The 26048-nt window shown below is 70.9% G+C and carries 23 protein-coding genes; 5 read left to right on the forward strand and 18 right to left on the reverse strand.

Annotated elements, in window-relative coordinates; all coding sequences use genetic code 11:
* The first annotated feature begins 46 nt into the window (after positions 1-46).
* Both OG361_RS07610 and OG361_RS07615 read left to right on the forward strand, forming a co-directional pair.
* The gene (locus OG361_RS07610; RefSeq protein WP_405852581.1) at positions 47-841 is read left to right on the forward strand and encodes a peptidylprolyl isomerase; all 795 of its coding nucleotides are present in this window, start codon (positions 47-49) and stop codon (positions 839-841) included.
* A gap of 199 nt (positions 842-1040) precedes the next feature.
* Complete coding sequence (locus OG361_RS07615; protein ID WP_405852582.1) at positions 1041-2270, forward strand: DUF349 domain-containing protein; 1230 nt, start codon at positions 1041-1043, stop codon at positions 2268-2270.
* Between the two features lie 72 nt (positions 2271-2342).
* On the opposite strand, the gene OG361_RS07620 is transcribed toward OG361_RS07615, so the two are convergent.
* The 16 genes from OG361_RS07620 to pgsA form a co-directional block, all read right to left on the reverse strand.
* Positions 2343-4820 carry a RelA/SpoT family protein gene (locus OG361_RS07620; protein WP_405852583.1) on the reverse strand — a complete coding sequence of 826 codons (2478 nt, stop codon included), beginning with the start codon at positions 4818-4820 and terminating at the stop codon, positions 2343-2345.
* Between the two features lie 250 nt (positions 4821-5070).
* On the reverse strand, positions 5071-5622 hold the full coding sequence (locus OG361_RS07625) for an adenine phosphoribosyltransferase (RefSeq protein WP_384566346.1): 552 nt from the start codon (positions 5620-5622) through the stop codon (positions 5071-5073).
* On the reverse strand, positions 5619-6698 hold the full coding sequence (secF, locus tag OG361_RS07630) for a protein translocase subunit SecF (protein ID WP_405852584.1): 1080 nt from the start codon (positions 6696-6698) through the stop codon (positions 5619-5621). The genes OG361_RS07625 and secF overlap by 4 nt, the downstream gene beginning before the upstream one ends.
* A 1-nt stretch (position 6699) precedes the next feature.
* Complete coding sequence (secD, locus tag OG361_RS07635) at positions 6700-8481, reverse strand: protein translocase subunit SecD (protein ID WP_405852585.1); 1782 nt, start codon at positions 8479-8481, stop codon at positions 6700-6702.
* Between the two features lie 144 nt (positions 8482-8625).
* Entirely contained in the window at positions 8626-9108 is a 483-nt protein-coding gene (yajC, locus tag OG361_RS07640) for a preprotein translocase subunit YajC (protein ID WP_405852586.1), read from the reverse strand.
* 165 nt (positions 9109-9273) lie between these two features.
* Entirely contained in the window at positions 9274-10365 is a 1092-nt protein-coding gene (ruvB, locus tag OG361_RS07645; RefSeq protein ID WP_405852587.1) for a Holliday junction branch migration DNA helicase RuvB, read from the reverse strand.
* A 101-nt stretch (positions 10366-10466) separates the two neighbouring features.
* Positions 10467-11099 (reverse strand): Holliday junction branch migration protein RuvA, encoded by a 633-nt coding sequence (gene ruvA, locus OG361_RS07650; RefSeq protein ID WP_384566357.1) that lies wholly within the window; start codon positions 11097-11099, stop codon positions 10467-10469.
* Positions 11096-11716 (reverse strand): crossover junction endodeoxyribonuclease RuvC, encoded by a 621-nt coding sequence (gene ruvC, locus OG361_RS07655; protein ID WP_405852588.1) that lies wholly within the window; start codon positions 11714-11716, stop codon positions 11096-11098. The genes ruvA and ruvC overlap by 4 nt, the downstream gene beginning before the upstream one ends.
* A 117-nt stretch (positions 11717-11833) precedes the next feature.
* Positions 11834-12586 carry a YebC/PmpR family DNA-binding transcriptional regulator gene (locus OG361_RS07660; protein ID WP_384566363.1) on the reverse strand — a complete coding sequence of 251 codons (753 nt, stop codon included), beginning with the start codon at positions 12584-12586 and terminating at the stop codon, positions 11834-11836.
* Positions 12587-12648: 62 nt separating this feature from the next.
* Positions 12649-13239 carry a pyridoxal 5'-phosphate synthase glutaminase subunit PdxT gene (gene pdxT, locus OG361_RS07665; protein ID WP_384566366.1) on the reverse strand — a complete coding sequence of 197 codons (591 nt, stop codon included), beginning with the start codon at positions 13237-13239 and terminating at the stop codon, positions 12649-12651.
* Positions 13240-13245: 6 nt separating this feature from the next.
* A complete protein-coding gene (pdxS, locus tag OG361_RS07670; protein ID WP_056649994.1) occupies positions 13246-14160 on the reverse strand; it encodes a pyridoxal 5'-phosphate synthase lyase subunit PdxS in 915 nt (304 codons plus the stop codon).
* Between the two features lie 115 nt (positions 14161-14275).
* Positions 14276-14818: a hypothetical protein gene (locus OG361_RS07675; RefSeq protein ID WP_405852589.1), complete on the reverse strand. Its 543-nt coding sequence runs from the start codon at positions 14816-14818 to the stop codon at positions 14276-14278.
* An 11-nt stretch (positions 14819-14829) separates the two neighbouring features.
* Positions 14830-15471, reverse strand: coding sequence for an N-acyl homoserine lactonase family protein (locus OG361_RS07680; RefSeq protein ID WP_384566371.1), 642 nt, complete (start codon positions 15469-15471; stop codon positions 14830-14832).
* Between the two features lie 48 nt (positions 15472-15519).
* Complete coding sequence (locus tag OG361_RS07685) at positions 15520-16671, reverse strand: glycosyltransferase family 4 protein (protein ID WP_405852591.1); 1152 nt, start codon at positions 16669-16671, stop codon at positions 15520-15522.
* Positions 16668-17609 (reverse strand): phosphatidylinositol mannoside acyltransferase, encoded by a 942-nt coding sequence (locus OG361_RS07690; protein ID WP_405862136.1) that lies wholly within the window; start codon positions 17607-17609, stop codon positions 16668-16670. Before OG361_RS07690 ends, OG361_RS07685 begins: the two co-directional genes overlap by 4 nt.
* A 5-nt stretch (positions 17610-17614) precedes the next feature.
* Positions 17615-18274 carry a phosphatidylinositol phosphate synthase gene (pgsA, locus tag OG361_RS07695; protein WP_405852592.1) on the reverse strand — a complete coding sequence of 220 codons (660 nt, stop codon included), beginning with the start codon at positions 18272-18274 and terminating at the stop codon, positions 17615-17617.
* Positions 18275-18545: 271 nt separating this feature from the next.
* On the opposite strand from pgsA, the gene OG361_RS07700 reads away from it, so the two are divergent.
* Together OG361_RS07700 and OG361_RS07705 are read left to right on the forward strand one after the other, a co-directional pair.
* The gene (locus OG361_RS07700) at positions 18546-20753 is read left to right on the forward strand and encodes an elongation factor G-like protein EF-G2 (protein WP_405852593.1); all 2208 of its coding nucleotides are present in this window, start codon (positions 18546-18548) and stop codon (positions 20751-20753) included.
* Positions 20754-20928: 175 nt separating this feature from the next.
* On the forward strand, positions 20929-22587 hold the full coding sequence (locus OG361_RS07705; protein ID WP_405852595.1) for a hypothetical protein: 1659 nt from the start codon (positions 20929-20931) through the stop codon (positions 22585-22587).
* A gap of 60 nt (positions 22588-22647) precedes the next feature.
* On the opposite strand, the gene OG361_RS07710 is transcribed toward OG361_RS07705, so the two are convergent.
* Positions 22648-23211 carry an HIT family protein gene (locus OG361_RS07710; protein ID WP_384566383.1) on the reverse strand — a complete coding sequence of 188 codons (564 nt, stop codon included), beginning with the start codon at positions 23209-23211 and terminating at the stop codon, positions 22648-22650.
* A gap of 65 nt (positions 23212-23276) precedes the next feature.
* Here OG361_RS07710 and OG361_RS07715 point away from each other — a divergent pair, with 65 nt between their 5' ends.
* Positions 23277-23936, forward strand: a complete 660-nt coding sequence (locus OG361_RS07715; protein ID WP_405852596.1) for a potassium channel family protein — start codon at positions 23277-23279, stop codon at positions 23934-23936.
* Positions 23937-24038: 102 nt separating this feature from the next.
* Here OG361_RS07715 and thrS read toward each other — a convergent pair whose 3' ends face one another.
* Positions 24039-26015, reverse strand: a complete 1977-nt coding sequence (thrS, locus tag OG361_RS07720) for a threonine--tRNA ligase (protein ID WP_405852598.1) — start codon at positions 26013-26015, stop codon at positions 24039-24041.
* Positions 26016-26048 lie beyond the last annotated feature (33 nt).

The raw sequence follows: 26048 nt of genomic DNA on the forward strand, positions 1-26048 counted from the left end.
ACATCCGGCCAGGACAGGAACAGACGAGCGACAAGGAGCGGACCCGGTGGTCACCAGCGATCAGCGGCGGCGGCAGCTTGCCAGGGAGAAGTACGTACGGCAGCAGCAGCGGCGGGAGGAGAACCGGCGCAAGGCGAAGCGCCGCAACACCGTCGTCGCGGCCGCACTGGCGGTGGTACTGGCGGCCGGTGGCGCCGTGTACGCCTCAGTGGAGCTGACCGACAGCTCGAAGAAGGGCTCGGACAGCGTGGCGGGCGACTCGCCCACCACGCCGGCGCCCTCGCAGAGCGAGTCGGCGAGCCCGGAGCCGAAGATGGCGGTGGACGCCAAGGGCACGTACGCCATGTCCCTCAAGACCAACGAGGGCGACATCACGATCACCATGGACGCGGCGAAGACCCCGCGCACGGTGAACTCCTTCCACCACCTCGCCGCGAAGAAGTACTTCGACGGGACCAAGTGCCACCGCCTCACGACCGGGGGCATCTTCGTGCTCCAGTGCGGTGACCCCAAGGGCGACGGAACCGGCGGCCCGGGCTACACGATTCCGGACGAGAACCTGGGCTCCCTGGGCAAGGCGGGCGCGGACGGCGCGGTGACCTACCCGGCCGGCACGGTCGCGATGGCCAACACGGGCCAGCCGGGCACCGGCGGTTCGCAGTTCTTCCTCGTCTACAAGGACACCAAGCTGCCGCCGAGCTACACGCCCTTCGGGAAGATCGACGCGGACGGGCTCAAGGCGGTCCAGGCCGTGGCCGCGGCAGGTGCCGTGGACGGCGCCAAGGACGGCGCCCCCAAGAAGGCCGTCACCATCGAGAAGGCGACCGTCGCGAAGAAGTGAGCCGGGCGTCCGCACACACGCGTGACCGTTGAATCTCGGTCGCGCTGAGTGCGGACAGCCGGGCCGCGGTTCGCCTAGATTGGCGTTGTGCAGCGTGGGCCGTCGGCCGCGCTGCGGAAGGCGGGCGAGGCCCGCCGGGAAACTGTGGACGATGCCCGGGGGGTACGACCCCGCGACGGCATCATGGTGAGGAGGCGCTGTGAGCAGCGACCCGTGGGGCCGCGTCGACGAGACGGGCACCGTGTACGTGCGGACGGCCGAGGGTGAGCAGGTCGTCGGATCGTGGCAGGCCGGCACCCCTGAGGAGGCCCTGGCCTACTTCGAGCGCAAGTACGAGGGCTTGGTGGTCGAGATCGGCCTCCTCGAGAAGCGCGTGAGGACCACCGACCTCTCGGCGAAGGACGCCACCGCGGCCATCGAGCACATCCGCCAGCAGATCGACGAGCACCACGCCGTCGGCGACCTGGCCGCGCTCGCCGCCCGGCTGGACAAGCTCGTCGCCTCGGTCGACTCGCGCCGCGAGGAGCGCAAGGCCCAGAAGGCCAAGCAGACCGACGAGGCTCGGGCCGCCAAGGAGGCGCTCGTCGTCGAGGCCGAGGAGCTGGCCCAGAGCGAGCAGTGGCGCTCCGCGGGTGAGCGGCTGCGGGCGCTCGTGGACACCTGGAAGGGTCTCCCCCGGCTGGACCGCAAGTCCGACGACGAGCTGTGGCACCGCTTCTCGCACGCCCGCTCGGCGTTCTCGAAGCGCCGCAAGGCCCACTTCGCCTCGCTGGACGCCCAGCGCGAGGACGCCCGCAAGACGAAGGAGCGCCTCGTCGCCGAGGCGGAGTCGCTGTCGAACTCCACCGACTGGGGCACCACGGCGGCCCGTTACCGCGAGCTGATGGCGGACTGGAAGGCGGCGGGCCGCGCGCAGCGCGAGCACGAGGACGACCTGTGGAACCGCTTCCGCGGCGCCCAGGACGTCTTCTTCGCTGCGCGGGGCGAGGTCTTCGCCGAGCGGGACGCGGAGCAGACCGAGAACCTCAAGCTGAAGGAGGAGCTCGCGACCGAAGCCGAGAAGCTGGTGCCGGTGAAGGACCTGAAGGCGGCGCGCGCTGCCTTCCGCTCCCTCAACGAGCGCTGGGAGGCCATCGGCCACGTGCCGCGTGACGCCCGCCCGAAGGTCGAGGGCCGGATGCACACGGTGGAGCGCGCGATCCAGGAGGCCGAGGAGGCCGAGTGGCGCCGGACGAACCCGGAGGCACGCGCGCGTGCCGCGGGTCTGACCGGTCAGCTGCAGGACGCGGTCGAGAAGCTGCACAAGCAGATCGACACGGCCCGCGCCGCGGGCAACGACGCCAAGGCCGACAAGCTCGCCCGCGAGCTGGAGGGCCGTCAGGCCCTGCTCGACCAGGCTCTGAAGGGCCTGGAGGAGTTCGGCGGCTGACACGCCTTCACGCCGATACGGAAGGGCGGCTCCGGTACTCGCGTACCGGGGCCGCCCTTCTCGTACGTGCCGTTACGGCCTGCGCGCCGAGGTCACGCGGTAGACGTCGTAGACGCCCTCCACGCCCCGGACCGCCTTCAGGACGTGGCCCAGGTGCTTCGGGTCGCCCATCTCGAAGGTGAAGCGCGAGGTGGCCACCCGGTCGCGGGAGGTCTGGACGGCCGCCGAGAGGATGTTGACGTGCTGGTCCGAGAGGACCCGGGTGACGTCCGAGAGGAGCCGGGAGCGGTCCAGCGCCTCGACCTGGATGGCGACCAGGAAGACCGAGGACTGGGTGGGCGCCCACTCGACCTCGAGGATGCGCTCCGGCTCGCGGGAGAGCGACTCCACGTTCACGCAGTCGCTGCGGTGAACCGATACGCCACTGCCCCGGGTGACGAAGCCGATGATCGGGTCGCCGGGCACGGGCGTACAGCAACGCGCCAGCTTCACCCAGACGTCCTCGACGCCCTTGACGACGACACCGGGGTCGGCGCTGGAGCGCCGCTTGGAGCGGCCGCGGGTCGGCGGGGCGGCCTCGTCCATGTCCTCGGTGGCCGCCTCCTCGCCGCCGAGCGCCTGGACCAGCTTCTGGACGATGGACTGGGCGGTGACGTGGCCCTCGCCGATCGCCGCGTACAGCGAGGAGATGTCGGTGTAGCGCATCTCGTGGGCGAGCGTGACGAGGGAGTCGCCGGTCAGGATCCGCTGGATCGGCAGGTTCTGCTTGCGCATGGCCCGCGCGATGGCGTCCTTGCCCTGCTCGATGGCCTCTTCGCGGCGCTCCTTGGAGAACCAGCCGCGGATCTTGTTGCGGGCGCGCGGGGACTTGACGAAGCCCAGCCAGTCGCGGGACGGGCCGGCGCCGGCGGCCTTGGAGGTGAAGACCTCGACCAGGTCGCCGTTGTCGAGGGTCGATTCGAGCGGCACGAGCCGGCCGTTGACCCGCGCTCCTATCGTGCGGTGGCCGACCTCGGTGTGGACGGCGTAGGAGAAGTCGACGGGGGTGGCCCCGGCGGGCAGGGCGATGACGTCGCCCTTGGGGGTGAAGACGAAGACCTCGTTGCGCGAGAGGTCGAAGCGCAGGGACTCCAGGAACTCGCTGGGGTCCTCGGTCTCCTTCTGCCAGTCGAGGAGCTGGCGCAGCCACGCCATGTCGTTGAGGTGGTCGTCCTTGCCGGTCCTCTTCGGCACGTCGGCGCGGACCTTGGAGGCGCCGGCGACGGCCTCCTGCTTGTACTTCCAGTGCGCGGCGATGCCGTACTCGGCGCGGCGGTGCATGTCGAAGGTGCGGATCTGCAGCTCGACGGGCTTGCCGTTGGGTCCGATGACCGTCGTGTGGAGCGACTGGTACATGTTGAACTTCGGCATCGCGATGTAGTCCTTGAACCGGCCGGGGACCGGGTTCCATCGCGCGTGGACGGTGCCGAGGGCCGCGTAGCAGTCGCGGACGGTGTCCACGAGGACGCGGATGCCGACCAGGTCGTAGATCTCCGCGAAGTCACGGCCGCGGACGATCATCTTCTGGTAGACGCTGTAGTAGTGCTTGGGGCGGCCGGTGACGGTGGCCTTGATACGGGCGGCGCGCAGGTCGGTCTGGACCTCGTCGGTCACTATGGCGAGGTACTCGTCCCGCTTGGGCGCGCGCTCGGCGACGAGCCGGACGATCTCGTCGTACATCTTGGGGTAGAGGATCGCGAAGGCGAGGTCCTCCAGCTCCCACTTGATGGTGTTCATGCCCAGGCGGTGGGCCAGGGGCGCGTAGATCTCGAGGGTCTCGCGGGCCTTCTTCTCCTGCTTCTCCCGCTTGAGGTAGCGCATGGTGCGCATGTTGTGCAGGCGGTCGGCGAGCTTGATGACCAGGACGCGCGGGTCCTTGGCCATGGCGACGACCATCTTGCGGACGGTCTCGGCCTGCGCGGCCTCGCCGAACTTGACCTTGTCGAGCTTGGTGACGCCGTCGACGAGCAGGGCGACCTGGTCGCCGAAGTCCCGGCGCAGGGTGTCGAGGCCGTACTCGGTGTCCTCGACGGTGTCGTGCAGGAGGCCGGCCATCAGCGTCGCCGGGTCCATGCCGAGCTCGGCGAGGATCGTCGTCACGGCGAGCGGATGCGTGATGTACGGGTCGCCGCTCTTGCGCTTCTGGCCGCGGTGCCAGCGCTCGGCGACCTGGTAGGCGCGCTCGACCTGACGGAGGGTGGCCGTCTCGATCTTGGGGTCGTTGGAGCGGACGATCCGAAGCAGCGGTTCGAGGACCGGGTTGTACGGGGAGGAGCGCTGGACGCCGAGGCGGGCGAGGCGGGCGCGGACGCGGTTGGACGAGCCGCCCGAGCGGGCGGGCGCGGCCGGGGCGGGCCGGGCGGGGGCGGGCGGTGTGGGCGCCGGGGCCGGCGTCTCGGGCGCGGGCCCGGTCTCCGCGGGCTTGTTCTGGGGCGTGCCGGTTCCCTGCGCGGCCTTTTCGGCCTTCGGGTCGGGCTGCGCGGCGGAGAGTGACTGGGCCTCGTCTGGCAAGAGCGCTCCTCGTGCGGTTCCGGGTCCCCCGGTCAGGCCCGGAGAGCCCATCGTATCGAGCCCCGCCCCGCCCTGCTCACGCGCCCGGGGCGCGGACGGCACGGGCGCGGGGGAAGCCCGCCTCTCGGGCCCCGAACGGGGACATAACGGGAAAACAGCAGGGGCGCTCCGGGGATTCCCCGGAGCGCCCCTGCGGGCACCGCTGTCGATCCGCGTGGTGTCGGACCGTGTCCTGTCGGACGGTGTCGTGTCAGACTGTGATCAGCGCCTGGAGCGGAGCGCCGTTCAGGACCGGCTCCAGCCGGGAGCGGCCCGGGAGGAAGCCGAGCTCCATGAGGACCGCGACACCCGCGACCTCGGCGCCGGCGCGGCGGATGAGCTCGATCGAGGCCTCGGCCGTGCCGCCGGTGGCGAGGACGTCGTCGATGACCATGACGCGGTCGCCCGCGGCCAGGTCCTCGGCGTGCACCTCGATCTCGGCGGTGCCGTACTCCAGCTCGTACGCCTGGCTGAGCGTGGCCCCGGGGAGCTTGCCGGCCTTGCGGACCGGGATGAATCCCAGGCCCGCGCGGACGGCCACCGGGGCGGCCAGGATGAAGCCGCGGGCCTCCAGGCCGACGATCTTCGTCGCGCCGTGCGCGGAGCACAGCCCGGCGAGGACGTCGGTGAGGGCCGTGAACGCCTCCGGGTCCGCGAGCAGCGGCGTGATGTCCTTGAACAGCACGCCCGGCTTCGGGTAGTCGGGGACGTCGCGGATGCGGCTGAGCAGGAGCGCGGTGACGTCCTGGGCCTCGGCGGTCATCCTCGGTACTCCTGGGCGCCCCGATGGCTCGCCCGCTGGCCCACGACGGCGGCCTCGGCCTCGTCGACGGACAGCGCGTCCGACGCGTCCAGCGGCTCGCCCTTGGCGGCGGCGGAGGCCCGCTTGGCCAGGACGCGCTTCCTGAGCGCCTTGATCGCCGGCTCGCGCTCCTTGAGGTCGGCGACGAGCGGGGTGGCGATGAAGATCGAGGAGTACGCGCCGGCGGCGAGACCCACGAACAGCGACAGCGAGATGTCGTTCAGCATGCCGGCGCCGAGGACGCCGCCACCGATGAAGAGCAGGCCGGCGACCGGCAGCAGCGCGACGACGGTGGTGTTGATCGAACGGACCAGGGTGCCGTTGATCGAGCGGTTGGCCAGCTCGCTGTAGGTGAAGCGGGTCTGCTTCGTGATGTCCTTCGTCTGCTCCTTGAGGGAGTCGAAGACGACGACCGTGTCGTACAGCGAGTAACCGAGGATCGTCAGCAGACCGATGACCGTACCGACGGTGACCTCGAAGCCGACCAGCGAGTAGATGCCCACGGTGATCGTGAGGTCATGGATGAGCGCGACGAGTGCCGCGACCGCCATTCTCCACTCGAAGGCGATGGCCAGATAGATCACCACGAGGATCATGAAGACCGCGAGGCCGGTCCAGGCCTTGGTGGCGATCTGCTCACCCCAGCTGGGGCCGACGATCTCCGCCGCGATCTTGTCCTCGGGGACGTTCATGTCCTTGGCGAGCTCCGAGCGGACCTGGTCGGACTGCGCGGTGTCGAGGCCGCCGACCTGGATGCGCAGGGAGCCGTTGCCGAGCTGCTGGACGATCGCGTCGTGGCCGGAGGCCTCTTCCGCGTACTCCTGGGCCTGACTGACGCTGACTTCCGACTTCGGGGTCGTGAAGACGGCACCGCCCTGGAACTCGATGCCCATGTTGAGGCCGCGGACGGCCAGGGCGACGATGGCGGTGATGGTGATCAGGATGGACAGGCCATACCAGATCTTGCGGTTGCCGATGAAGTCGTAGCCGACCTCACCGCGGTGGAGCCGGGCGCCGAGATCTCCGAGCTTCGACATCTCACGCCTCCTTCGGGTCGACAGGGCCAGCGGCAGAGGCGTTGGCACGGCGGGAGCGGCGCAGCGGCGGCTTGGCGCCGAGGCGCTTCGGGTCGAGGCCGGACCAGGCGTGGCCGTTGCCGAAGAACTTGGTCCGCGCGAGGAGCGTCATGACCGGCTTGGTGAAGAGGAACACCACGACGACGTCGAGCAGGGTGGTCAGGCCGAGCGTGAACGCGAAGCCCTTGACCTTGCCGACGGTGACGATGAACAGCACGGCCGCGGCCAGGAACGACACGAAGTCGGAGACCAGGATGGTGCGACGGGCACGCGGCCAGGCGCGCTCGACGGCCGGGCGGAGCGTGCGGCCCTCGCGGAGCTCGTCGCGGATGCGCTCGAAGTAGACGATGAACGAGTCCGCGGTGATACCGATGGCGACGATGGCACCACAGACGGCCGGCAGGTTCAGCGCGAAGCCGATGGCCGGGCCGAGCAGGGCCATGAGCACATAGGTGAGGAGCGCCGAGACGCCGAGGCTGAGGATGGCGATCAGCGACAGGCCGCGGTAGTAGGCGACCAGGTAGATGATGACCAGACCGAGACCGATGGCGCCGGCGATCAGACCGGCCTCCAGCTGGTCACCGCCGAGCGCGGCGGTGACGGTGTCGACGCTCTGGGTCTCGAAGGAGAGCGGCAGGGCACCGTAGGACAGGATGTTGCCGAGGTCCTGGGCCGACTGCTGGTTGAAGTTGCCGGAGATCTCGGCGCTGGCGCTGAGCGTCTGGCGCACCGAGGGAGCCGAGACGACCTCGCCGTCCAGGACGATCGCGAAGCGGTTCTGCGGGTCGGCCTGCTGCGACAGCTTGCCGGTGATCGACTGGAACTTCTTCGAGCCCTCGCCCGTGAAGTCCATGGTGACGATCCACATACCGCGCTGCTGGTCGAACTGGCCCTTGGCGTCGTCGACGTCACGACCCTCGACCTCGGCGGGGCCGAGGAGGTACTTCGACCACACGCCCGGGGCGTCCTCGCCACAGGCGACGGCCGGCTCCGAGGGCTTGACGCCCTGGCCGGCAGCGCTGCGCTGCTTGGGGTCGAGGCAGTTCAGGTCGGTGAACTTCTTCTGGAGCGCCGCGCTGGCGGCGTCCGCCGTCGGGTCCGCCGTGGGCGTGCCCGTGGCCTTCGGCTTCGCGGAGGACGAGGCCGAGGAGGTCGCCGTGGGGGTCGGGCTCGGGGCCTTGAGGGCCTCGGTGAGCGCGCGCCCCTGCGTGGTGGCGGTGGCCGTCGGGGTGGCCGACTTCTCACCCACGGACGCGCCGGAGGTGGAGGCGGACGGCTTCGGCGTGGCCGAGGGAGAGCCCGAGGTGGTGGCGGTGGGCGCCGGCTGGGGAGCACCGGCCGTCACGCCGAGGACGGGCCGGAAGTAGAGCTGAGCGGTCGTGCCGACCTGCTCGCGTGCCTGCTTCTCGTTCGTCCCTCGGGGGATGTTGACGATGATGTTCTCGCGGCCCTGCGTCTGGACCTCGGCCTCGGAGACACCCAGACCGTTGACACGACGCTCGATGATGTCGACCGCGGTGTTCATGTTGGTCTCGTTGACCGCGGACTCCTGGCCGGGCTCGGCCTTCGCCTTGAGCGTGATCGACGTACCGCCGGCGAGGTCGATGCCGAGGCGCGGGGTGGTGTGCCCCGACCAGAACATGCCGCCGGTGAGCGCGACCATGGCGATCAGGATGAGTGCCAGGGCGCGGCCCGGGCGGCTCTGTCCTCCCGCCGGCCTTCGGCCCTTCTTGGGTGCTGCCACCTGTCGTATCTCCCTGTCCAACCGTCCCGCGCCGGGTATGCGTGAGACGGCCACGAAGTGTGTGTGGGGACCTTCCCCCGCAGACGTGGAACCGTTCCGGGGACCGCGCACGCCGGTGGGCGTGCGTGGGGTCCCCGGCCGCGACTACTTCGCGTCGGTCTCGCCGTCGGCCTTGCCGTCCTTCTGGCCCTGGGCGCCCGCCTCGGCCTCGTCCGACTTCTTCGTCAGATCGGCCTTCGGCGCGTCCTCGGCCTCGACGGCCTCCGTGTCCTTCTCCGCGTCATCGGCGGTGCCGGTGAGCGAGGAGGCGTCGTCCGGAACGACGGTGTCGGTGTCCGACTCCTCGTCGCCGTGGACGATGCGGTTGTACTCGGAGTCCTCGAGGACGGCGCCGATCGAGTTCTTCGCGTAGACGGCGTGGACGCCGGGCGCGACCTCGAGAAGGACGGTCTCGTCGCCGATCTCCTTGACGGTGGCGTACATCCCCCCGATCGTCCGGACGCCGGTGCCGGGCTGCATCTCATCACGCATCTGCGCGGCCGCCTGCTGCTTCTTCTTCGCAGAGCGGGTCATCAGGAACATGGCCCCGATGAGGACGATGAAGGGGAGAAGGGTCACGATGCTCACGGGACGGGTTTCCTTCGCACGGTCGCGGAGAACCCGCGGCCTGATCTTCGGGGGTGGGCGCGCCGACCAGAAAGGGCGGCATCGGCGGAGTCTAGGCGAGTCCGCATCGATGGAACAACGTCCAGCATCGCACCCCGGTTCCGGTCCGGGCGAGTGTCAGCCCCGTCACGCCCCGAAGAGCCCCTGTTGTCCCCTTCCGGGTACCGCCGGGCCCGCTGCCTGCGGCGGAACGAGTCCGAGATGCGCCCATGCCGCGGGAGTGGCGACCCGACCACGGGGCGTGCGGGCCAGCAGACCCTCGCGTACGAGGAAGGGTTCGGCGACCTCCTCGACGGTCTCGCGCTCCTCCCCCACGGCGACCGCGAGGGTGGAGAGGCCGACCGGTCCGCCCCCGAAGAGCTTGAGCAGGGCTTCCAGGACGGCGCGGTCGAGCCGGTCGAGGCCGCGGTTGTCCACCTCGTACACCCGGAGGGCGGCCTCGGAGATCTCCCGGGTGATCACGCCGTCCGCCTTGACCTGCGCGTAGTCGCGGACCCGGCGCAGCAGGCGGTTGGCGATGCGGGGGGTGCCGCGGGAGCGGCCGGCGATCTCGGCGGCACCCGCGGGGTCGATCTCGACGTCGAGGAGGCCGGCGGAGCGGTGGATCACCCGCTGGAGCTCGCCCGGGTCGTAGAACTCCATGTGGCCGGTGAAGCCGAAGCGGTCGCGCAGCGGGGGCGGCAGGAGTCCGGCCCGGGTGGTGGCGCCGACCAGGGTGAAGGGCGGGAGCTCCAGGGGGATGGCGGTGGCGCCGGGGCCCTTGCCGACGATGACGTCGACGCGGAAGTCCTCCATCGCCATGTAGAGCATCTCCTCGGCGGGCCGGGACATCCGGTGGATCTCGTCGAGGAAGAGGATCTCGCCCTCCTGGAGGGAGGAGAGGATCGCGGCGAGGTCGCCGGCGTGCTGGATGGCGGGGCCGGAGGTGATGCGGATCGGGGCGTTCATCTCCGCCGCGATGATCATCGAGAGGGTGGTCTTGCCCAGGCCGGGTGCGCCGGAGAGCAGGACGTGGTCCGCGGTGGCGCCGCGCTGCCGGGCCGCCTTGAGGACCAGGTCGAGCTGCTGACGGACCTTCTCCTGGCCGACGAACTCGCTGAGGTCCTTGGGGCGCAGGGCCGCTTCGACGGCCTGGTCGTCCCCCTCGGCGGAGGCGCCGACGATGCGCGCCTCGGCCTCGGCCGCCTCGGCGGTGGTGTCGTCGTCGTCCCAATTCACGGTGGATGCCTTCTCGTTCGTACGGCGCGTCAGCGGGCGCGGGTGGGAGGTGGGCGGCCTGCGCCCGGCTCCGCCCGGCCCGCGGGGGGCCGGGCGAGAGGTCAGCGGGCGCGGTTGAGGGTCTGCAGGGCGGCGCGGAGCAGCTGCGGTACGGGGGCGGTGCCGGTCTCGGCGAGGGCTGCCTCGGCCTGGGGGGCGACGGCGCTGACGGCCTCCTCCGCCTCGCGGCTCGCGTAGCCGAGACCGATCAGCGCGGCGGACAGCTGCTCGGTCCACGGCGCGGGCCCGGAGGCCGCGGCGCGCTGGGCACCGACCATGCCGCTGCTGCCCAGGGGGGCGCCGAGCTTGTCCTTCAGTTCGAGGAGGAGTTTCTGCGCGCCCTTCTTGCCGATGCCGGGGACGGCCATGAGGGCCTTCTCGTCACCGGTGGAGACGGCGACGCGCAGTGCGTCGGGGCTGTGCACGCCGAGCATGGCCTGGGCGAGGCGGGGGCCGACTCCGCTGGCGGTCTGGAGGAGTTCGAAGACCTGGCGCTCGTCGTCGTCCGCGAAGCCGTAGAGGGTGAGCGAGTCCTCGCGCACGACCAGGGAGGTGGCGAGCCTGGCGTCCTGACCGATCCTCAGCGCGGAGAGCGTGTTGGGCGTGCACTGGACGGCCATGCCCACGCCACCGACCTCGATCACGGCGGTGGTGGGGGCGAGCGCGGCGACCGGGCCGCTGACGAAGGCGATCATCGGGTTCGGCCTTTCACGGCGGACGCCTGGTGCGGGGCGACCACCTGCTGTTGAGCGGATGCCTGCTGTGGGGCGGATGCCTGGTGCTTGGCGACCGCCTGCTGGAGACGGTTCTGGGCGACGGCCTGTTGGAGGCGGTTCTGGGCGGGGGCCCGCCAGATGTGGCAGATGGCGAGGGCGAGGGCGTCGGCGGCGTCGGCCGGCTTGGGCGGCGCGGAGAGCCGCAGGAGCCGGGTCACCATGGCGCCGACCTGGGCCTTGTCGGCGCGTCCGCTGCCGGTGACGGCGGCCTTGACCTCGCTGGGGGTGTGCAGGGCGACGGGGATGCCGCGGCGCGAGGCGCAGAGCATGGCGACCGCGCTCGCCTGCGCCGTGCCCATCACCGTACGGACGTTGTGCTGGCTGAACACCCGCTCCACGGCGACGAGTTCGGGCGAGAAGCGGTCGAGCCACTCCTCGATGCCGCGCTCGATGCCGACGAGGCGCACGCCGATGTCCGCGTCGGCCGACGTCCGGACCACGCCCACGCCGAGCATGGTCAGGGGTCGGCCGGCGACGCCCTCGACGACGCCGACGCCGCACCGGGTCAGCCCGGGGTCCACCCCGAGAACGCGCACTGTGCCCCTCCCTGGACCGCTGTCGCTCAACTGTTTGTGCAGGCTATCGGCTGCCACTGACAACGCAGCGGGCCGACGGGGGTGTGTCCCCGTCGGCCCGCTGCGGAACGGCCGCGATCAGGCGTCGACCTTCTCCATGACCTCGTCGCTGACGTCGAAGTTGGCGAAGACGTTCTGCACGTCGTCGCTGTCCTCCAGCGCGTCGATCAGCTTGAACATCTTGCGCGCGCCCTCTTCGTCGAGCTCGACCTGCATGGTCGGGACGAAGCTGGACTCGGCCGAGTCGTAGTCGATACCGGCCTCCTGGAGGGCGGTGCGGACCGCGACCAGGTCGGTGGCCTCGCTGATGATCTCGAAGGACTCGCCGAGGTCGTTGACCTCCTCGGCGCCGGCTTCGAGCACCGACTCCAGGACGTCGTCCTCGCTCAGTTCGCCCTTGGGGAGCACGACGACGCCCTTGCGGTTGAACAGGTACGAGACCGAACCCGGGTCGGCCATCGAGCCGCCGTTGCGGGTCATGGCGACGCGCACGTCGGAGGCGGCACGGTTGCGGTTGTCGGTGAGGCACTCGATGAGCACCGCGACACCGTTCGGGCCGTAGCCCTCGTACATGATCGTCGCGTAGTCGACGCCGCCGGCCTCGAGGCCGCCGCCGCGCTTGATCGCCGAGTCGATGTTCTTGTTCGGAACCGAGCTCTTCTTCGCCTTCTGGACGGCGTCGAACAGCGTCGGGTTGCCATCGAGGTCGGCACCACCGGTACGGGCGGCGACCTCGATGTTCTTGATCAGCTTCGCGAAGAGCTTGCCGCGCTTGGCGTCGATCACGGCCTTCTTGTGCTTCGTCGTAGCCCATTTAGAGTGGCCGGACATCTGCCTGTCTCCTTCGCGTAACCCATTTCTGAACGAACCCGAGAGATCCTACCGGGATCGGGTCACCGTGCAGCGCGCGCCATGTCGACGAACAGGCCGTGCAGTCGGTGGTCCCCCGTGAGCTCGGGGTGGAACGAGGTCGCCAGGGCGTTTCCCTGTCGTACGGCGACGATGTGGCCGCCGTGCTCGGCGAGGACCTCGACCTGGGCGCCGACGGACTCGACCCACGGGGCCCGGATGAAGACGCCCTCGACGGGTCCGTCCTCGACGCCCTTGACGGTGACGCCGGCCTCGAAGGACTCGTTCTGTCGCCCGAAGGCGTTGCGGCGGACGATCATGTCGATGCCGCCGAAGGTCTCCTGGCCCGAGCGCGGGTCGAGGATCTTGTCGGCGAGCATGATCAGCCCGGCGCAGGTGCCGTAGACCGGCAGGCCCGCGGCGATGCTCTCGCGGAGCGGCTCCATGAGGCCGAAGAGCACGGCCAGCTTGGAGATGGTGGTGGACTCGCCACCGGGGATGACCAGGCCGTCGACCTCGGCGAGCTCCTCGGGGCGCCTCACCGGCCTGGCCACGGCGTCAGCCGCGGCCAGGGCGATCAGGTGCTCCCGTACGTCGCCCTGGAGAGCCAGGACACCAATGACGGGAGTGCTCATCGGTGCTTACCAGCCCCGGTTGGCGTAGCGCTCGGACTCGGGGAGGGTGTCGCAGTTGATGCCGACCATGGCCTCGCCCAGGTTGCGGGAGGCGTCCGCGATGATCTTCGGGTCGTCGTAGAAGGTGGTGGCCTTCACGATGGCGGCGGCGCGCTTGGCCGGGTCGCCCGACTTGAAGATGCCGGAGCCGACGAAGACGCCCTCGGCGCCGAGCTGGCGCATGAGCGCGGCGTCGGCCGGGGTGGCGACACCACCGGCGGAGAACAGCACGACCGGCAGCTTGCCGAGCTCGGCGACCTCCTTGACGAGCTCGTACGGGGCGCGGAGCTCCTTGGCGGCGGCGAACAGCTCGTTGTTGTCGAAGCCGCGCAGCTTGGCGATCTCGTTCTTGATCTGGCGCAGGTGGCGGACGGCCTCGACGACGTTGCCGGTGCCGGCCTCGCCCTTGGAGCGGATCATGGCCGCGCCCTCGGCGATGCGGCGGAGGGCCTCGCCCAGGTTGGTGGCGCCACAGACGAAGGGGGTCGTGAAGGCCCACTTGTCGGAGTGGTTGACCTCGTCGGCCGGGGTCAGGACCTCGGACTCGTCGATGTAGTCGACGCCGAGGGACTGCAGGACCTGCGCCTCGACGAAGTGGCCGATGCGGGACTTGGCCATGACCGGGATGGAGACCGCGCCGATGATCTCCTCGATCATGTTCGGGTCGGACATGCGGGCCACGCCGCCGTCCTTGCGGATGTCCGCGGGGACCCGCTCCAGGGCCATGACGGCCACGGCGCCGGCGTCCTCGGCGATCTTCGCCTGCTCGGCGTTGACCACGTCCATGATCACGCCGCCCTTGAGCTGCTCGGCCATGCCGCGCTTCACGCGCGCGGTGCCGGTCTCGGGGGACTGGAAGGTGGTGGAAGGCGTGGTGGACACGGATACCTCACTCGTGACAACAGGGGTTGACGACAAGAAGAGGAAACAGGCCACCTGGGGTCCACAACAAGGGCCAATGTGGACCCGGTGGATCGTTTTCGCAGGTTACGGTAGGTCAGGCCGGGCGATCGGCAAGGGCCACCGGCGGCTCGTCGTCCATTTCGAAGGCCAGCGGGAACGGCGCGTGGCCCGCGAGCCGGAACCAGCGGACCTTGCGGTGACGGCGCAGGGCGCGGGCGGCCCGTACGGCGTCGTTGTGGAAGCGGCGGGCCATCGGCACCCGGCGCACGGCCGCGGCCAGCTCCCCCGCGGCCTCCTCGCCGCCGGGCGCCTCCCGTACGACCTCGACCTGCTCGGGCTCGCCGAAGACGGCCCGCAGGGCCTGGCTGAGCTCGCTCTCGGCGACCTCCCGGTGGTCCTCCTCGGCCTGCCGGGCGGCGTGCGCCGCCTCGTACAGCACGATCGAGGCGGCGGGATCGAGGACACCGGAGGTGGCCAGCTCCTGGGTGACCGAGGCCCGGCGGAGCAGTTGGGCGTCCAGGGCGGCGCGGGCGGCGTCGATGCGGGAGTGCAGCCGGTCGAGCCGTCCGGCGGTCCAGCTGAGATAGACGCCGATGAGGATCAGCGCGACGACGGTCCAGATCAGGGTTTCGGTCACGGGCGCACAGGCTACCGGGGCGGCGGCAGCACCCCTTCCCAAAGGTCGCGGTCATGGGCGAACAGGACACGCGCGCGGCGGCCGGCGGCGAGCTCGGCGAGCCGGTCGAGCCAGGGCCGGTACGGGGTGCCGAACTCGGCCGCGAAGTCGTACGCCTGCCCCGCGAGGACCGTCACCCGGTCGCCGTGGTCGAGGAGGAGCGACTGGTGGCCCTCGGTGTGCCCCGGGGTCGGCACGACGAGGACGCCGGGGGCGATCTCGTGCTCGCCGTCGATCTCCTCGTACCGGACGCCGGGGAGGAGCGAGTCGATGGTGTGGCCGCCGGCGCGGGCGGTGGCGAGCTCGGTGCGCTGCACGAGTACCGGGGTGTCGGGGAAGCGCTGGTTGCCGCCGATGTGGTCGAAGTGGAGGTGGCAGTTGACGACGACGTCCACGTCCTCGGGCCGTACGGTCAGCGGCCTGCGGACGGGCCGGTAGTGCGCGTCGGTCTCGGGCGAGCCCGTGCCCATGCCGGTGTCGAGGAGCAGGGCTCCGCGCGCGTGCCGCACGAGGTACCCGAGGACGGGCTCCACGCGCGCGTGGGGCCCGCCCCACTCGGCGGCGGGGCGGGTGAAGTACCCGAGGTCGAGCCGGTGCACGGTGATCGGATCCATGTGCGCAACCTGCCCGGGGGCGCGGCGTGCAACCGCGCCGGACAGGCCCTACAGCCCCAGGCGGGCGCGCAGGCCGACCCGCTCGTCCGTGTCCACCGCCGCCGCGCCGTCCGTGACCGTCTCGTAGACGGCGAGGATGTCCGCGCCGACCGTGCTCCAGTCGAAGCGGCGCACGTGGGCCGAGCCGCGGGCGCTCAGCTCCGCGCGGCGGGGCTCGTCGCCCAGGAGCCGGATCGCCGCGTCCGCGAGCGCGTCCGCGTCCTCGTTGGCGAAGAGCTCGCCCGCGCCGCCCTGGTCGAGGACCTGGGCGAAGGCGTCGAGGTCCGCGGCGAGGACCGGCGCGCCGGCCGACATCGCCTCGACGAGGATGATGCCGAAGCTCTCGCCGCCGGTGTTGGGCGCGACGTACACGTCGACGCTGCGCAGCAGCCGTGCCTTGTCCTCGTCGCTGACCATGCCGAGGAACTCGACCCGGGAGCGCATCTCGGGCGGCAGCGAGGCCACCGCCTCCTCCTCGTCCCCGCGGCCGGCGACGAGGAGCCGGGTGCCCGGCCGCTCGGTGAGGATCCTGGGCAGGGCCCGCATGAGCACGGGCAGGCCCTTGCGCGGTTCGTCGATCCGTCCGATGAAGCCGAGCGTCTCGCCCTGCCACTCCTCCTTCGGCTCGGCGCGGGCGAAGAAGTCCACGTCGACGCCGTTGGGGATGAGGACGGCGTCGCCGCCGAGGTGCTCGACGAGCGTGCGCCGCGCGTACTCGCTCACCGCGATCCGGGCGCTGATCTTCTCCAGGGCCGGCTGGAGGATCGGGTACGCGGCGATCATCGCCCGCGAGCGCGGGTTCGAGGTGTGGAAGGTGGCCACGATCGGCCCCTGAGCCGCCCAGCAGGTGAGCAGCCCGAGCGAGGGCGAGGTCGGCTCGTGGATGTGGACGACGTCGAAGGTGCCGTCGTGCAGCCAGCGCCGTACCCGGGCGGCGGAGAGGAAGCCGAAGTTGAGCCGGGCCACCGAGCCGTTGTACGGGACGGGCACGGCCCGCCCGGCCGAGACCACGTACGGCGGGAGGGGGGTCTCCTCGTCGGCGGGGGCGAGCACGGAGACCTCGTGGCCGAGCCGGATGAGGTGCTCGGCGAGGTCGCGGATGTGGAACTGGACGCCACCCGGCACGTCCCAGGAGTACGGGCAGACGATGCCGATCCTCACGCCTCGCGCACCTCGTCCCGCTCCTCGTGCTCCGCGGCCGGCCGATCCGGGCGTTCCTCCAGGTCGGAGAGCCACAGTCGTTGCAGCATGTGCCAGTCCTCCGGGTGTTCCGCGATGCCGGCGGCGAAGGCGTCGGCCAGCGCCTGTGTCGTCACGGACGTCCTCTCGGCCCGCGTACCCGACTCCGGTACGTCGACGGGCGGGTGGATCTGCCCCCTCATGACCGACGTGTCGTCGTACCAGAGCGTCACCGGCAGCAGCAGCGCCCCGGTCTGCTGGGCGAGGATCGCCGGACCGGCCGGCATCCGGGTCGTGTCCCCGAAGAACGTGACCTCGGTGCCGGACGCCGACAGATCGCGGTCGGCGACCAGGCAGACGAGACCGCCGGCCCGCAGCCGCCGCGCGAGCGTCCCGAAGGCGGAGCCCCCGGTGTGCGGGAGGACCTCCATGCCGAGGGACTCGCGGTAGGCGACGAAGCGGTCGTACAGCGTCTCCGGCTTGAGGCGCTCCGCGACCGTCGTGAACGGTATGCCGAGCGTGCGGGTCACCCACACGCCCGCCAGGTCCCAGTTGGCCAGGTGCGGCAGCGCGATGATGACGCCCCGCCCGGAGGCGAGCCCGTCGAGCAGGTGGTGGGCGCCCTTGATGTCGACGTCGCTCCCGACCCGCTCCTCGCTCCAGGTCGGCAGCCGGAAGGACTCCATCCAGTACCGCATGTACGAGCGCATGCCGGCCTTCGACAGCTCGGCGAGCCGCTCGGGCGTGGCGTCCGGCACCACGCGCGCGAGGTTGGACTCGAGCCGCAGCACGCTCTTGCCGCGCCGCTTCCAGGTGAAGTCGGCGATCCGCCGGCCGAGGCCGGTCGCCACCGGCTCGGGCAGCTTCTTCACCGTCGCCCAGCCGAGGCCGTACACCCCGTCGGTCAACCGGTCCTTCAGTGCGCTCACGATGTCGCCTCGCTCCCCCGGGCCGCGGCGTCCGCCTCGGCCGACTCCCGTCGTACGGTCACCACGCGCTGTCCCAGGGTCACCGCGCTGCCGACGGCCACGATCCACAGGGCGATCGGGAGCAGCACCTGGACGCCGGGCACGCCGAAGGCGTGCAGGCCGGCGAGACCGGCGGCGACCAGCGAGATGACCAGCCGCTCGGCGCGCTCGACGAGGCCGTTGACGGCGACCGGCAGGCCAATCGATTCACCACGGGCCTTGGTGTACGAGACGACCTGGCCGCTCGCGAGGCAGAAGATGGCGACGGCGCACAGGACGTTGTCGTCGCCCTTGCCCGCGTACCAGAGCGCGAAGCCGCCGAAGATCGCGCCGTCCGCGACCCGGTCGAGCGTCGAGTCGAGGAAGGCTCCCCAGCGACTGGAGATCCCCGCCTGCCGCGCCATGTTGCCGTCGACGAGGTCGGAGAAGACGAAGAGGGTGATGACGATCGTGCCCCAGAAGAACTCTCCCCGGGGGAAGAAGACCAGCGCACCGGCCATCACTCCCGCCGTGCCGATGAGCGTGACCGCGTCGGGGCTGACGCCCCGGCGGAGCAGAAACGCGGCGAACGGTGTGAGGACACGCGTAAAAAAGGCACGCGCGTACTTGTTCAGCATGGCCTTCCCGAGGTTCGGTGGGCCGCGCGGCCCCTATGACCACCGGCTCACCCATCGTAGCCACGCGCGTCACGCCGACGCGGCGGGCACCCGTCCCCGCCGCGTCGGCGTCCTTCCGGGGGTCCGTGCGGGTACGACGTATGGACGCGTCCCGAAGGCGGTGCAAAGCTCGAAGAACCACCGCGGGCACCCGCAGGAGCCGCACCGCGACACGCCACTCCCCCGCGCCCGCGTCCCGCCGCACCGTGCGAGCAGTCGGGAGGAACACATCATGGGTGACAAGGCGAACACGGCCGCCGGAGCCGCCGGCAGGGCTTTGACGGCCGACCGGCCCACGGCCGTACGGAACGTGGTGCTGGTCGGCCACAGCGGATCCGGCAAGACGACCCTCGTCGAGGCCCTCGCGCAGACCGCCGGGGCGGTCAACCGGGCAGGGCGCGTCGAGGACGGCGGGACCGTCTCCGACTACGACGAGATCGAGCACCGCCAGCATCGCTCCGTACAGCTCTCCCTCGTCCCGGTCGGCTGGGACGGGTTCAAGATCAACCTTCTCGACACCCCCGGGTACACCGACTTCGTCGGGGAGCTGAGGGCCGGTCTGCGGGCCGCGGACGCGGCCCTCTTCGTCGTCTCGGCCGCCCAGGAGGCCGACGCCGTCGCCGCCTCCACCCGCATGGTCTGGGAGGAGTGCGCCGCCGTCGGCATGCCCCGCGCCATCGTCGTCACCCACCTCGACACGGCCCGCACCGACTTCACCGAGCTCACCGCCGTCTGCGCCGAGCTCTTCGGGCGCGACGACCCGGACGCCGTCCTCCCCCTGTACCTGCCGGTGCGCGGCGCCGAGGGCGCCGACGGGCACGCCCCCGCCACCGGCCTCGTCGGGCTGCTCTCGGAGCGGATCCTCGACTACTCGACGGGCGTACGGCGCGAGGAGGCCCCCGACGAGAACCAGCGGGAGCTGATCGCGGAGGCCCGCGCCCGGCTCATCGAGGGGATCATCGCCGAGAGCGAGGACGAGACCCTCATGGACCGCTACCTCGGCGGCGAGGAGATCGACGTGAAGACGCTCGTCGACGACCTGGAGAAGGCCGTCGCCCGGGGCAGCTTCCATCCGGTCCTCGCGGCCGCCCCCGCCGCCGACGGCGGGACGCAGGGCCTCGGCACCCTCGAACTCCTGGAACTGATCACCGGTGGCTTCCCCTCGCCCCTGGAGCACGAGCCGCCCGCCGTCACCACCCCCGACGGGCAGCCCAGGCCGCCGATCACCTGCGACCCCGACGGACCCCTGGTCGCCGAGGTCGTCAAGACCGCCGCCGACCCCTACGTCGGCCGGATCTCCCTGGTCAGGGTCTTCTCCGGGACCCTGCGCCCCGACGAGACCGTGCACGTCTCCGGCCATGGCCTGACCGACCGGGGCCACGAGGACCACGACGTCGACGAGCGGATCGGCGGCCTCACCTCCCCGTTCGGCAAGCAGCAGCGCCCCCTGCCGCACTGCGTCGCCGGTGACCTCGCCTGCGTGGCCCGGCTCGGCCGCGCCGAGACCGGCGACACGATCTCCGCCAAGGACGACCCGCTCCTCATCGAGCCGTGGAGCATGCCGGAGCCGCTGCTGCCGCTCGCCGTCGAGGCCCACAGCAAGGCCGACGAGGACCGGCTCTCGCAGGGCCTGGCCCGGCTGGTGGCCGAGGACCCCACCATGCGCCTCGAACAGAACCAGGACACCCGGCAGGTGGTGCTGTGGTGCCTGGGCGAGGCCCACCAGGACGTCGTCCTCGAACGGCTCCGGGGCCGGTACGGGGTCCAGGTCGACGCCGTGCCGTACAAGGTGTCGCTGCGCGAGACCTTCGGCGGCGCCTCGGCCGGCCGGGGCCGGCACGTCAAGCAGTCCGGCGGCCACGGCCAGTACGCCATCTGCGAGATCGAGGTGGAGCCGCTGCCGACGGGCAGCGGCATCGAGTTCGTCGACAAGGTCGTCGGCGGGGCGGTCCCGCGCCAGTTCGTCCCCTCCGTCGAGAAGGGGGTGCGGGCCCAGGCCGCGCGGGGCGTCTCCGCCGGCTACCCCCTCGTCGACATCCGGATCACCCTGCGGGACGGCAAGGCGCACTCGGTCGACTCCTCCGACGCCGCCTTCCAGACGGCCGCGGCGCTCGCGCTGCGCGAGGCGGCCGCCGACGTCCCCGTCCATCTCCTGGAGCCGGTCGCCGAGGTCCAGGTCCTCGTCCCCGACGAGTACGTGGGCCCGGTCATGAGCGACCTGTCGGGGCGGCGCGGCCGGGTCGTCGGCACCGAGCAGGCCGGTCCCGGGCGGACCCTGGTCCGGGCCGAGGTCCCGGAGATCGAGATCAGCAGGTACGCGATCGACCTGCGCTCCGTCTCGCACGGCACGGGCCGGTTCGACCGCACGTACGCCCGGCACGAACCGATGCCACCGCACCTCGCGGACCGGATGCGCGAACAGGCCGAAAAGCATTCCTAGTTGACGGAGCGACAGCTGTACACGTCCGCCCGGCGCACGCCGGGCGGACAGCATTCGGCCGACGATATCCACAGGCAGTGACGCATCGACCGGTACCCGGTTACGCTGTGGTGCCCAGCTCAGAAGGTGTGCGGGGCGCGGCAGTTGGGAACAGCCCGCACAAGTACTCGCGGCGATGGGGGCGGCAGTGGCTTTCGACGGATTCGGACCTGGGGCACAGATTCCCCTTCAGGGCTCGGACGGGCAGACGGCGGCGACCCATGCCCTCGCCTCCGTCGCGTACCGCGACAGCCCGGTCGACACGATCCTGGAGGCCAACAACGACCTGCACAAGTCGACGGTCAAGGAAGGCCGGTGGAACAAGCTCTTCCACCCCGACCTCGGCGAGGCCTTCTCCCGCGCGGTCCAGGTACGCATGCTCGGCGGCGGCCGCAAGGCCCTCATCCAGTCCTTCGGCGCCGAACCCCAGCCGGTCGTCGAGCACTGCCTCGCCGCCTCCCGGATCCGCAAGCAGCGCGACATCCGGCTGACCATGGTCACCTTCTTCTGCGGCGTCATCTTCCTGCCCGGCCTGCTGCTCTGGCTGGGCGTCATCCAGCTCCGCCGGGTCGCCGCCGGCTCCGAGAACAGGCGCACCAGCGCCGTCGGCACCGGGCTCCTCGTCGCGGCCGGCCTCTTCTCGCTGCTCGTCCTGCTGAGGCTGCCCTTCGACGGGATCCTGCCGAACTATCTGCGCGCCATGATCGTGGCTCCGGTCCTCGGCTGGTTCCTCGCCCGCCATATCTGCGAGAAGACCGCCACCGACCTGCGCGCCCAGTGGACCTCCCTGCTCAGCGGTGGCGGCGTCGGCCCCAAGATCCCCGAGGCGGTGCCGCAGGACCCGGGAGAGAAGGCCGCCGAAGCCCTCCGCGTCAACCTGGAGAAGCTCTCCGCCGAGCAGCAGTCCAACATCGTCTTCTACGCGGGCACCCGGGGCATCCTCGGCATGGGCACCCGCTGGGGCAGCTGGACCCTCGCCGAGGAGCTCGTCCCCCAGCCCGGCCGGGAGATCCACGACTTCCGCGCCTGGGACGTCGTACGGAAGATCCACGACCAGCTCACGCTGCTGGAGCGCGGCTCCCTCAAGACCGGCTTCCCCAAGCCGACCGTCAAGCACTGGATCGTCTCCCCGGTCGGCGAGGGCGCCGACGAGGTCACCCGCCCCGAGGGCGACAACATCGTCCACTACCAGGTCAAGCCGCACGAGATACAGCGCATCTGCAACGACCAGCAGTTCGGCGCCGGGAACCGCCACTACCTCGGTGTGCAGTTCACCCTCTGGGACGGGAACCTGGTCCTCACGATGCTGGTCACCGTCACCTCGCTCCACCACACCCTGCGGATCGAGGTCACCGGCCACGCCCTCGGCCCCGTGCACTCCCTCTTCACCACGAAGCCCAAGGCGAAGACCAAGGAGGTCTCGAAGGCCGTCCGTTTCTGGGAGACCCGCGAGATCAAGCTGCCGGTGACCGACACCGACGACGTCGTACGGATGGCCGTCCGCGCCCCGCTCACCTGGTTCCCGCCGATCCTGGACTTCCTCGGCGGCAAGCTCGTCCTGCCCGAGCCCTTCGGCCTCCGCCACGCCTGGGCCGGCCCGCTCTGGAAGAACCGCTTCATGGCCGACGACGCCATCCGCATGGCCACCCCGGTGCTGCGGGCCGTCCACTCCGCGACCGTCAAGATGCTCGACGACCACAACGTGGACACGGAGCGCTTCACCAACCGCTCGCTGATCCTCGGCGGCGGCATCCAGGAGCCGGGCCCGAAGAAGGCCGACGTCTACGACGCCTGACCCGCGCACGGCGGGACCCGGGCCGCTCGACCCGGGTCACCGCACACGTACGGATACGGATCAGATGGTGGCCGGCCAGGCGTCGGCCAGCATCTTCCGGGTGTCGGCGAGCAGCTGCGGCAGCACCTTGGTGTGCCCGACGACCGGCATGAAGTTGGTGTCGCCGCCCCAGCGCGGCACCACGTGCTGGTGCAGGTGGGCGGCGATCCCGGCGCCCGCGACGGCGCCCTGGTTCATGCCGATGTTGAAGCCGTGCGCGCCGGAGGCCGTCCGCAGCGCAACCATCGCGCGCTTGGTGAAGTCGGCGAGCTCCGCCGTCTCCGCCGCGTCCAGATCCGTGTAGTCGGCGACGTGGCGGTAGGGCACGACCATCAGGTGTCCGCCGTTGTACGGGTACAGGTTGAGGACCGTGTACACGCTCTCACCGCGGGCGATCACCAGACCGTCCTCGTCCGACTTCGACGGAATCGAGCAGAACGGACAGCCGTCCTCGGCCCCCGGCCCGGTCGGCTTGTTCTCGCCCTGGATGTACGCCATCCGATGAGGCGTCCACAGGCGCTGGAACGCGTCCCGCGTCCCGACTCCGATCTGCTGCTCCGGCTCAGTCGTCATGCTGTGCAGCATATTGCTTCGCCCGTTCGGAACGTGTCGCCGGGGCGGAAGATCCGTGCAGCGGCCATGCTGATCCGATGAGCGACAGGCCGCCGCCGAAACCGCCCCGGCAGGAACGCTGGGACCGCCGTATGGAGATCCCGCTCGCCGTGGCCTCCCTCGCCTTTCTGACGGGCTACGCGGTCGGGATCCTCGGGCACGACCGTCTCCCCCAGGCCTGGCTCGACCTCTGCCTCGCCGTCACCTTCGCCGCCTGGGCCGTCTTCATCGCGGACTACGCGGTACGGCTCCGCCTCAGCGGCCTCGGCCCGCTCCGCTTCGTCCGCACGCATCTCCTCGACACGGTGGTCCTGGTGCTGCCGCTGCTGCGGCCGGTGCGGATGGTGAACATCTACGACCGCGTACAGCGCCGCCATGACAAACCCCGGCTCAGCCTCTACGCGCGCGTGATGGTCTACGCCGGCCTCACCGCGAGCCTGCTGGGCTTCGCGGGAGCGCTCACCGTCTACCAGTTCGAGGCGGACGCCCCGGGTGCCACGATCGTCACCTTCGGCGACGCGGTGTGGTGGGCCTGCGCCACGCTCGCGACGGTGGGGTACGGGGATGTCACCCCGGTGACCCCGATGGGCCGGGTGACGGCGGTGGGTGTGATGGCCTGCGGGCTCGCCCTGCTGGGCGCGGTGACGGGTTCGTTCTCGTCCTGGCTGATCCAGTCGTTCACGCGGGAGGACGAGTAGAGGCCCCCGGGGGATTCCCCGGGGGCCTCTACCTGAACACGCTCCGCGGTCGTCGGACCTCCGGCGCCGTCGGACCTCCGGCGCCGTCAGCCTTCGGCATCGTCAGACCTGGACGCGGTCCTCGACGATCTTGGCGATCTTGGCGATGGCCTCGTCGACGGGGATGCCGTTCTCCTGCGAACCGTCGCGGTAGCGGAAGGAGACGGCCCCGGCGGCCATGTCCTCGTCACCCGCGATGATCATGAACGGAACCTTCTGCTTCTGCGCGTTCCGGATCTTCTTCTGCATCCGGTCCGAAGAGGAGTCGACCTCGACCCGCAGACCCTGCTTCTTCGCCTTGACGGCGAACTCCTGGAGGTAGTCGATGTGGGCGTCACCGATCGGGATACCGGTCGCCTGCACCGGCGCCAGCCACGGCGGCATCGCACCCGCGTAGTGCTCAAGGAGCACCGCGAAGAAGCGCTCGATCGAGCCGAAGAGCGCGCGGTGGATCATGACCGGGCGCTGCTTGGTGCCGTCCGGGGAGGTGTACTCCAGGTCGAAGCGCTCCGGCAGGTTGAAGTCGAGCTGCACGGTCGACATCTGCCAGGTACGGCCGATGGCGTCCCGCGCCTGCACCGAGATCTTCGGGCCGTAGAACGCGGCGCCGCCCGGGTCGGGGGTCAGCGGGAGGCCCTGCTTCTCGGCGACCTGCTGGAGGACCGCGGTGGCCTCCTCCCACACCTCGTCGGAGCCGACGAACTTCTCCGGGTCCTTGGTCGACAGCTCCAGGTAGAAGTCGTTCAGACCGTAGTCGCGGAGCAGGTTGAGGACGAAGGTGAGGGTCTTGTCCAGCTCCTCCGCCATCTGCTCGCGGGTGCAGTAGATGTGCGCGTCGTCCTGGGTGAAGCCGCGCGCCCGGGTCAGGCCGTGGACGACGCCGGACTTCTCGTACCGGTACACGGTGCCGAACTCGAACAGGCGCAGCGGCAGCTCACGGTAGGAGCGCCCGCGCGCGTCGAAGATCAGGTTGTGCATCGGGCAGTTCATGGGCTTGAGGTAGTAGTCCACGCCCTCGTCGAGCTGCATGGGGGGGTACATGCCCTCGGCGTACCAGTCCAGGTGGCCCGACTTCTCGAAGAGCTTGCCCTTGGTGGCGTGCGGCGAGTAGACGAACTCGTAGCCCTCCTCCTCGTGGCGCTTGCGCGAGTAGTCCTCCATGACCCGGCGGATGATGCCGCCCTTGGGGTGGAAGACCGCGAGGCCGGAGCCGATCTCGTCCGGGACGGAGAAGAGGTCGAGCTCGTTGCCGAGCTTGCGGTGGTCGCGCTTCTCGGCCTCGGCCAGGAAGTCGAGGTGCGCCTTCAGCTCGTCCTTCGACGGCCAGGCGGTGCCGTAGATGCGCTGGAGCATCGGGTTCTTCTCGCTGCCGCGCCAGTAGGCGGCCGCGTTGCGCATCAGCTTGAACGCCGGGATGTTCCGGGTGGTGGGCAGGTGCGGACCGCGACAGAGGTCCTTCCAGCACAGCTCGCCGGTCTTGGCGTCGAGGTTGTCGTAGATGCTCAGCTCGCCGCCGCCCACCTCGACGTTGGCCCCGTCGTCGGTGGAGGCGGAGCCCTTGATGCCGATGAGCTCGAGCTTGTACGGCTCGTCCGCGAGCTCCTCGCGGGCGGCCTCGTCGGTCACCACGCGGCGGGAGAAGCGCTGGCCGCGCTTCTGGATCTCCTGCATCTTCTTCTCGATGACCTTGAGGTCCTCGGGAGTGAAGGGCTTCTCGACGTCGAAGTCGTAGTAGAAGCCGTCCCGGACCGGCGGGCCGATGCCCAGCTTGGCCTCGGGGAAGAGCTCCTGCACGGCCTGGGCCATGACGTGGGCGGTGGAGTGGCGCAGGATGTCGAGACCGTCCGGGGAGGAGATCTCGACGCCCTCGACGACATCGCCCTCGGCGAGCTCGTACGAGAGGTCCTTCAGCTCGCCGCCGACGCGGGCGGCGATGACGGTGCGGTCGTCGGCGAAGAGGGCACCGGCGGTGGTGCCCGCGCTCACCGCCCTCTCCTCTGCTTCCGAGGCGGACTGGACGGTCACACGGACTTCAGACACTGGTGTTCTTCTTCCATTGGGGCGCTGGCAGGC

Source organism: Streptomyces sp. NBC_00090 (assembly GCF_045160815.1).
Taxonomy (GTDB): Bacteria; Actinomycetota; Actinomycetes; order Streptomycetales; family Streptomycetaceae; genus Streptomyces.

Bases quoted from the DNA above. Each gene is read 5' to 3' on its own strand.
- OG361_RS07625 (WP_384566346.1), bottom strand. From the start codon at position 5,622: ATGACCGCCGAGGCCCAGGACGTCACCGCGCTCCTGCTCAGCCGCATC.
- pdxT (WP_384566366.1), bottom strand. From the start codon at position 13,239: ATGAGCACTCCCGTCATTGGTGTCCTGGCTCTCCAGGGCGACGTACGG.
- OG361_RS07705 (WP_405852595.1), top strand. From the start codon at position 20,929: ATGGGGGCGGCAGTGGCTTTCGACGGATTCGGACCTGGGGCACAGATT.
- pgsA (WP_405852592.1), bottom strand. From the start codon at position 18,274: ATGCTGAACAAGTACGCGCGTGCCTTTTTTACGCGTGTCCTCACACCG.
- OG361_RS07715 (WP_405852596.1), top strand. From the start codon at position 23,277: ATGAGCGACAGGCCGCCGCCGAAACCGCCCCGGCAGGAACGCTGGGAC.
- OG361_RS07680 (WP_384566371.1), bottom strand. From the start codon at position 15,471: ATGGATCCGATCACCGTGCACCGGCTCGACCTCGGGTACTTCACCCGC.
- OG361_RS07700 (WP_405852593.1), top strand. From the start codon at position 18,546: ATGGGTGACAAGGCGAACACGGCCGCCGGAGCCGCCGGCAGGGCTTTG.
- secF (WP_405852584.1), bottom strand. From the start codon at position 6,698: ATGTCGAAGCTCGGAGATCTCGGCGCCCGGCTCCACCGCGGTGAGGTC.
- ruvA (WP_384566357.1), bottom strand. From the start codon at position 11,099: ATGATCGCCTTCGTCAGCGGCCCGGTCGCCGCGCTCGCCCCCACCACC.
- OG361_RS07660 (WP_384566363.1), bottom strand. From the start codon at position 12,586: ATGTCCGGCCACTCTAAATGGGCTACGACGAAGCACAAGAAGGCCGTG.
- OG361_RS07710 (WP_384566383.1), bottom strand. From the start codon at position 23,211: ATGCTGCACAGCATGACGACTGAGCCGGAGCAGCAGATCGGAGTCGGG.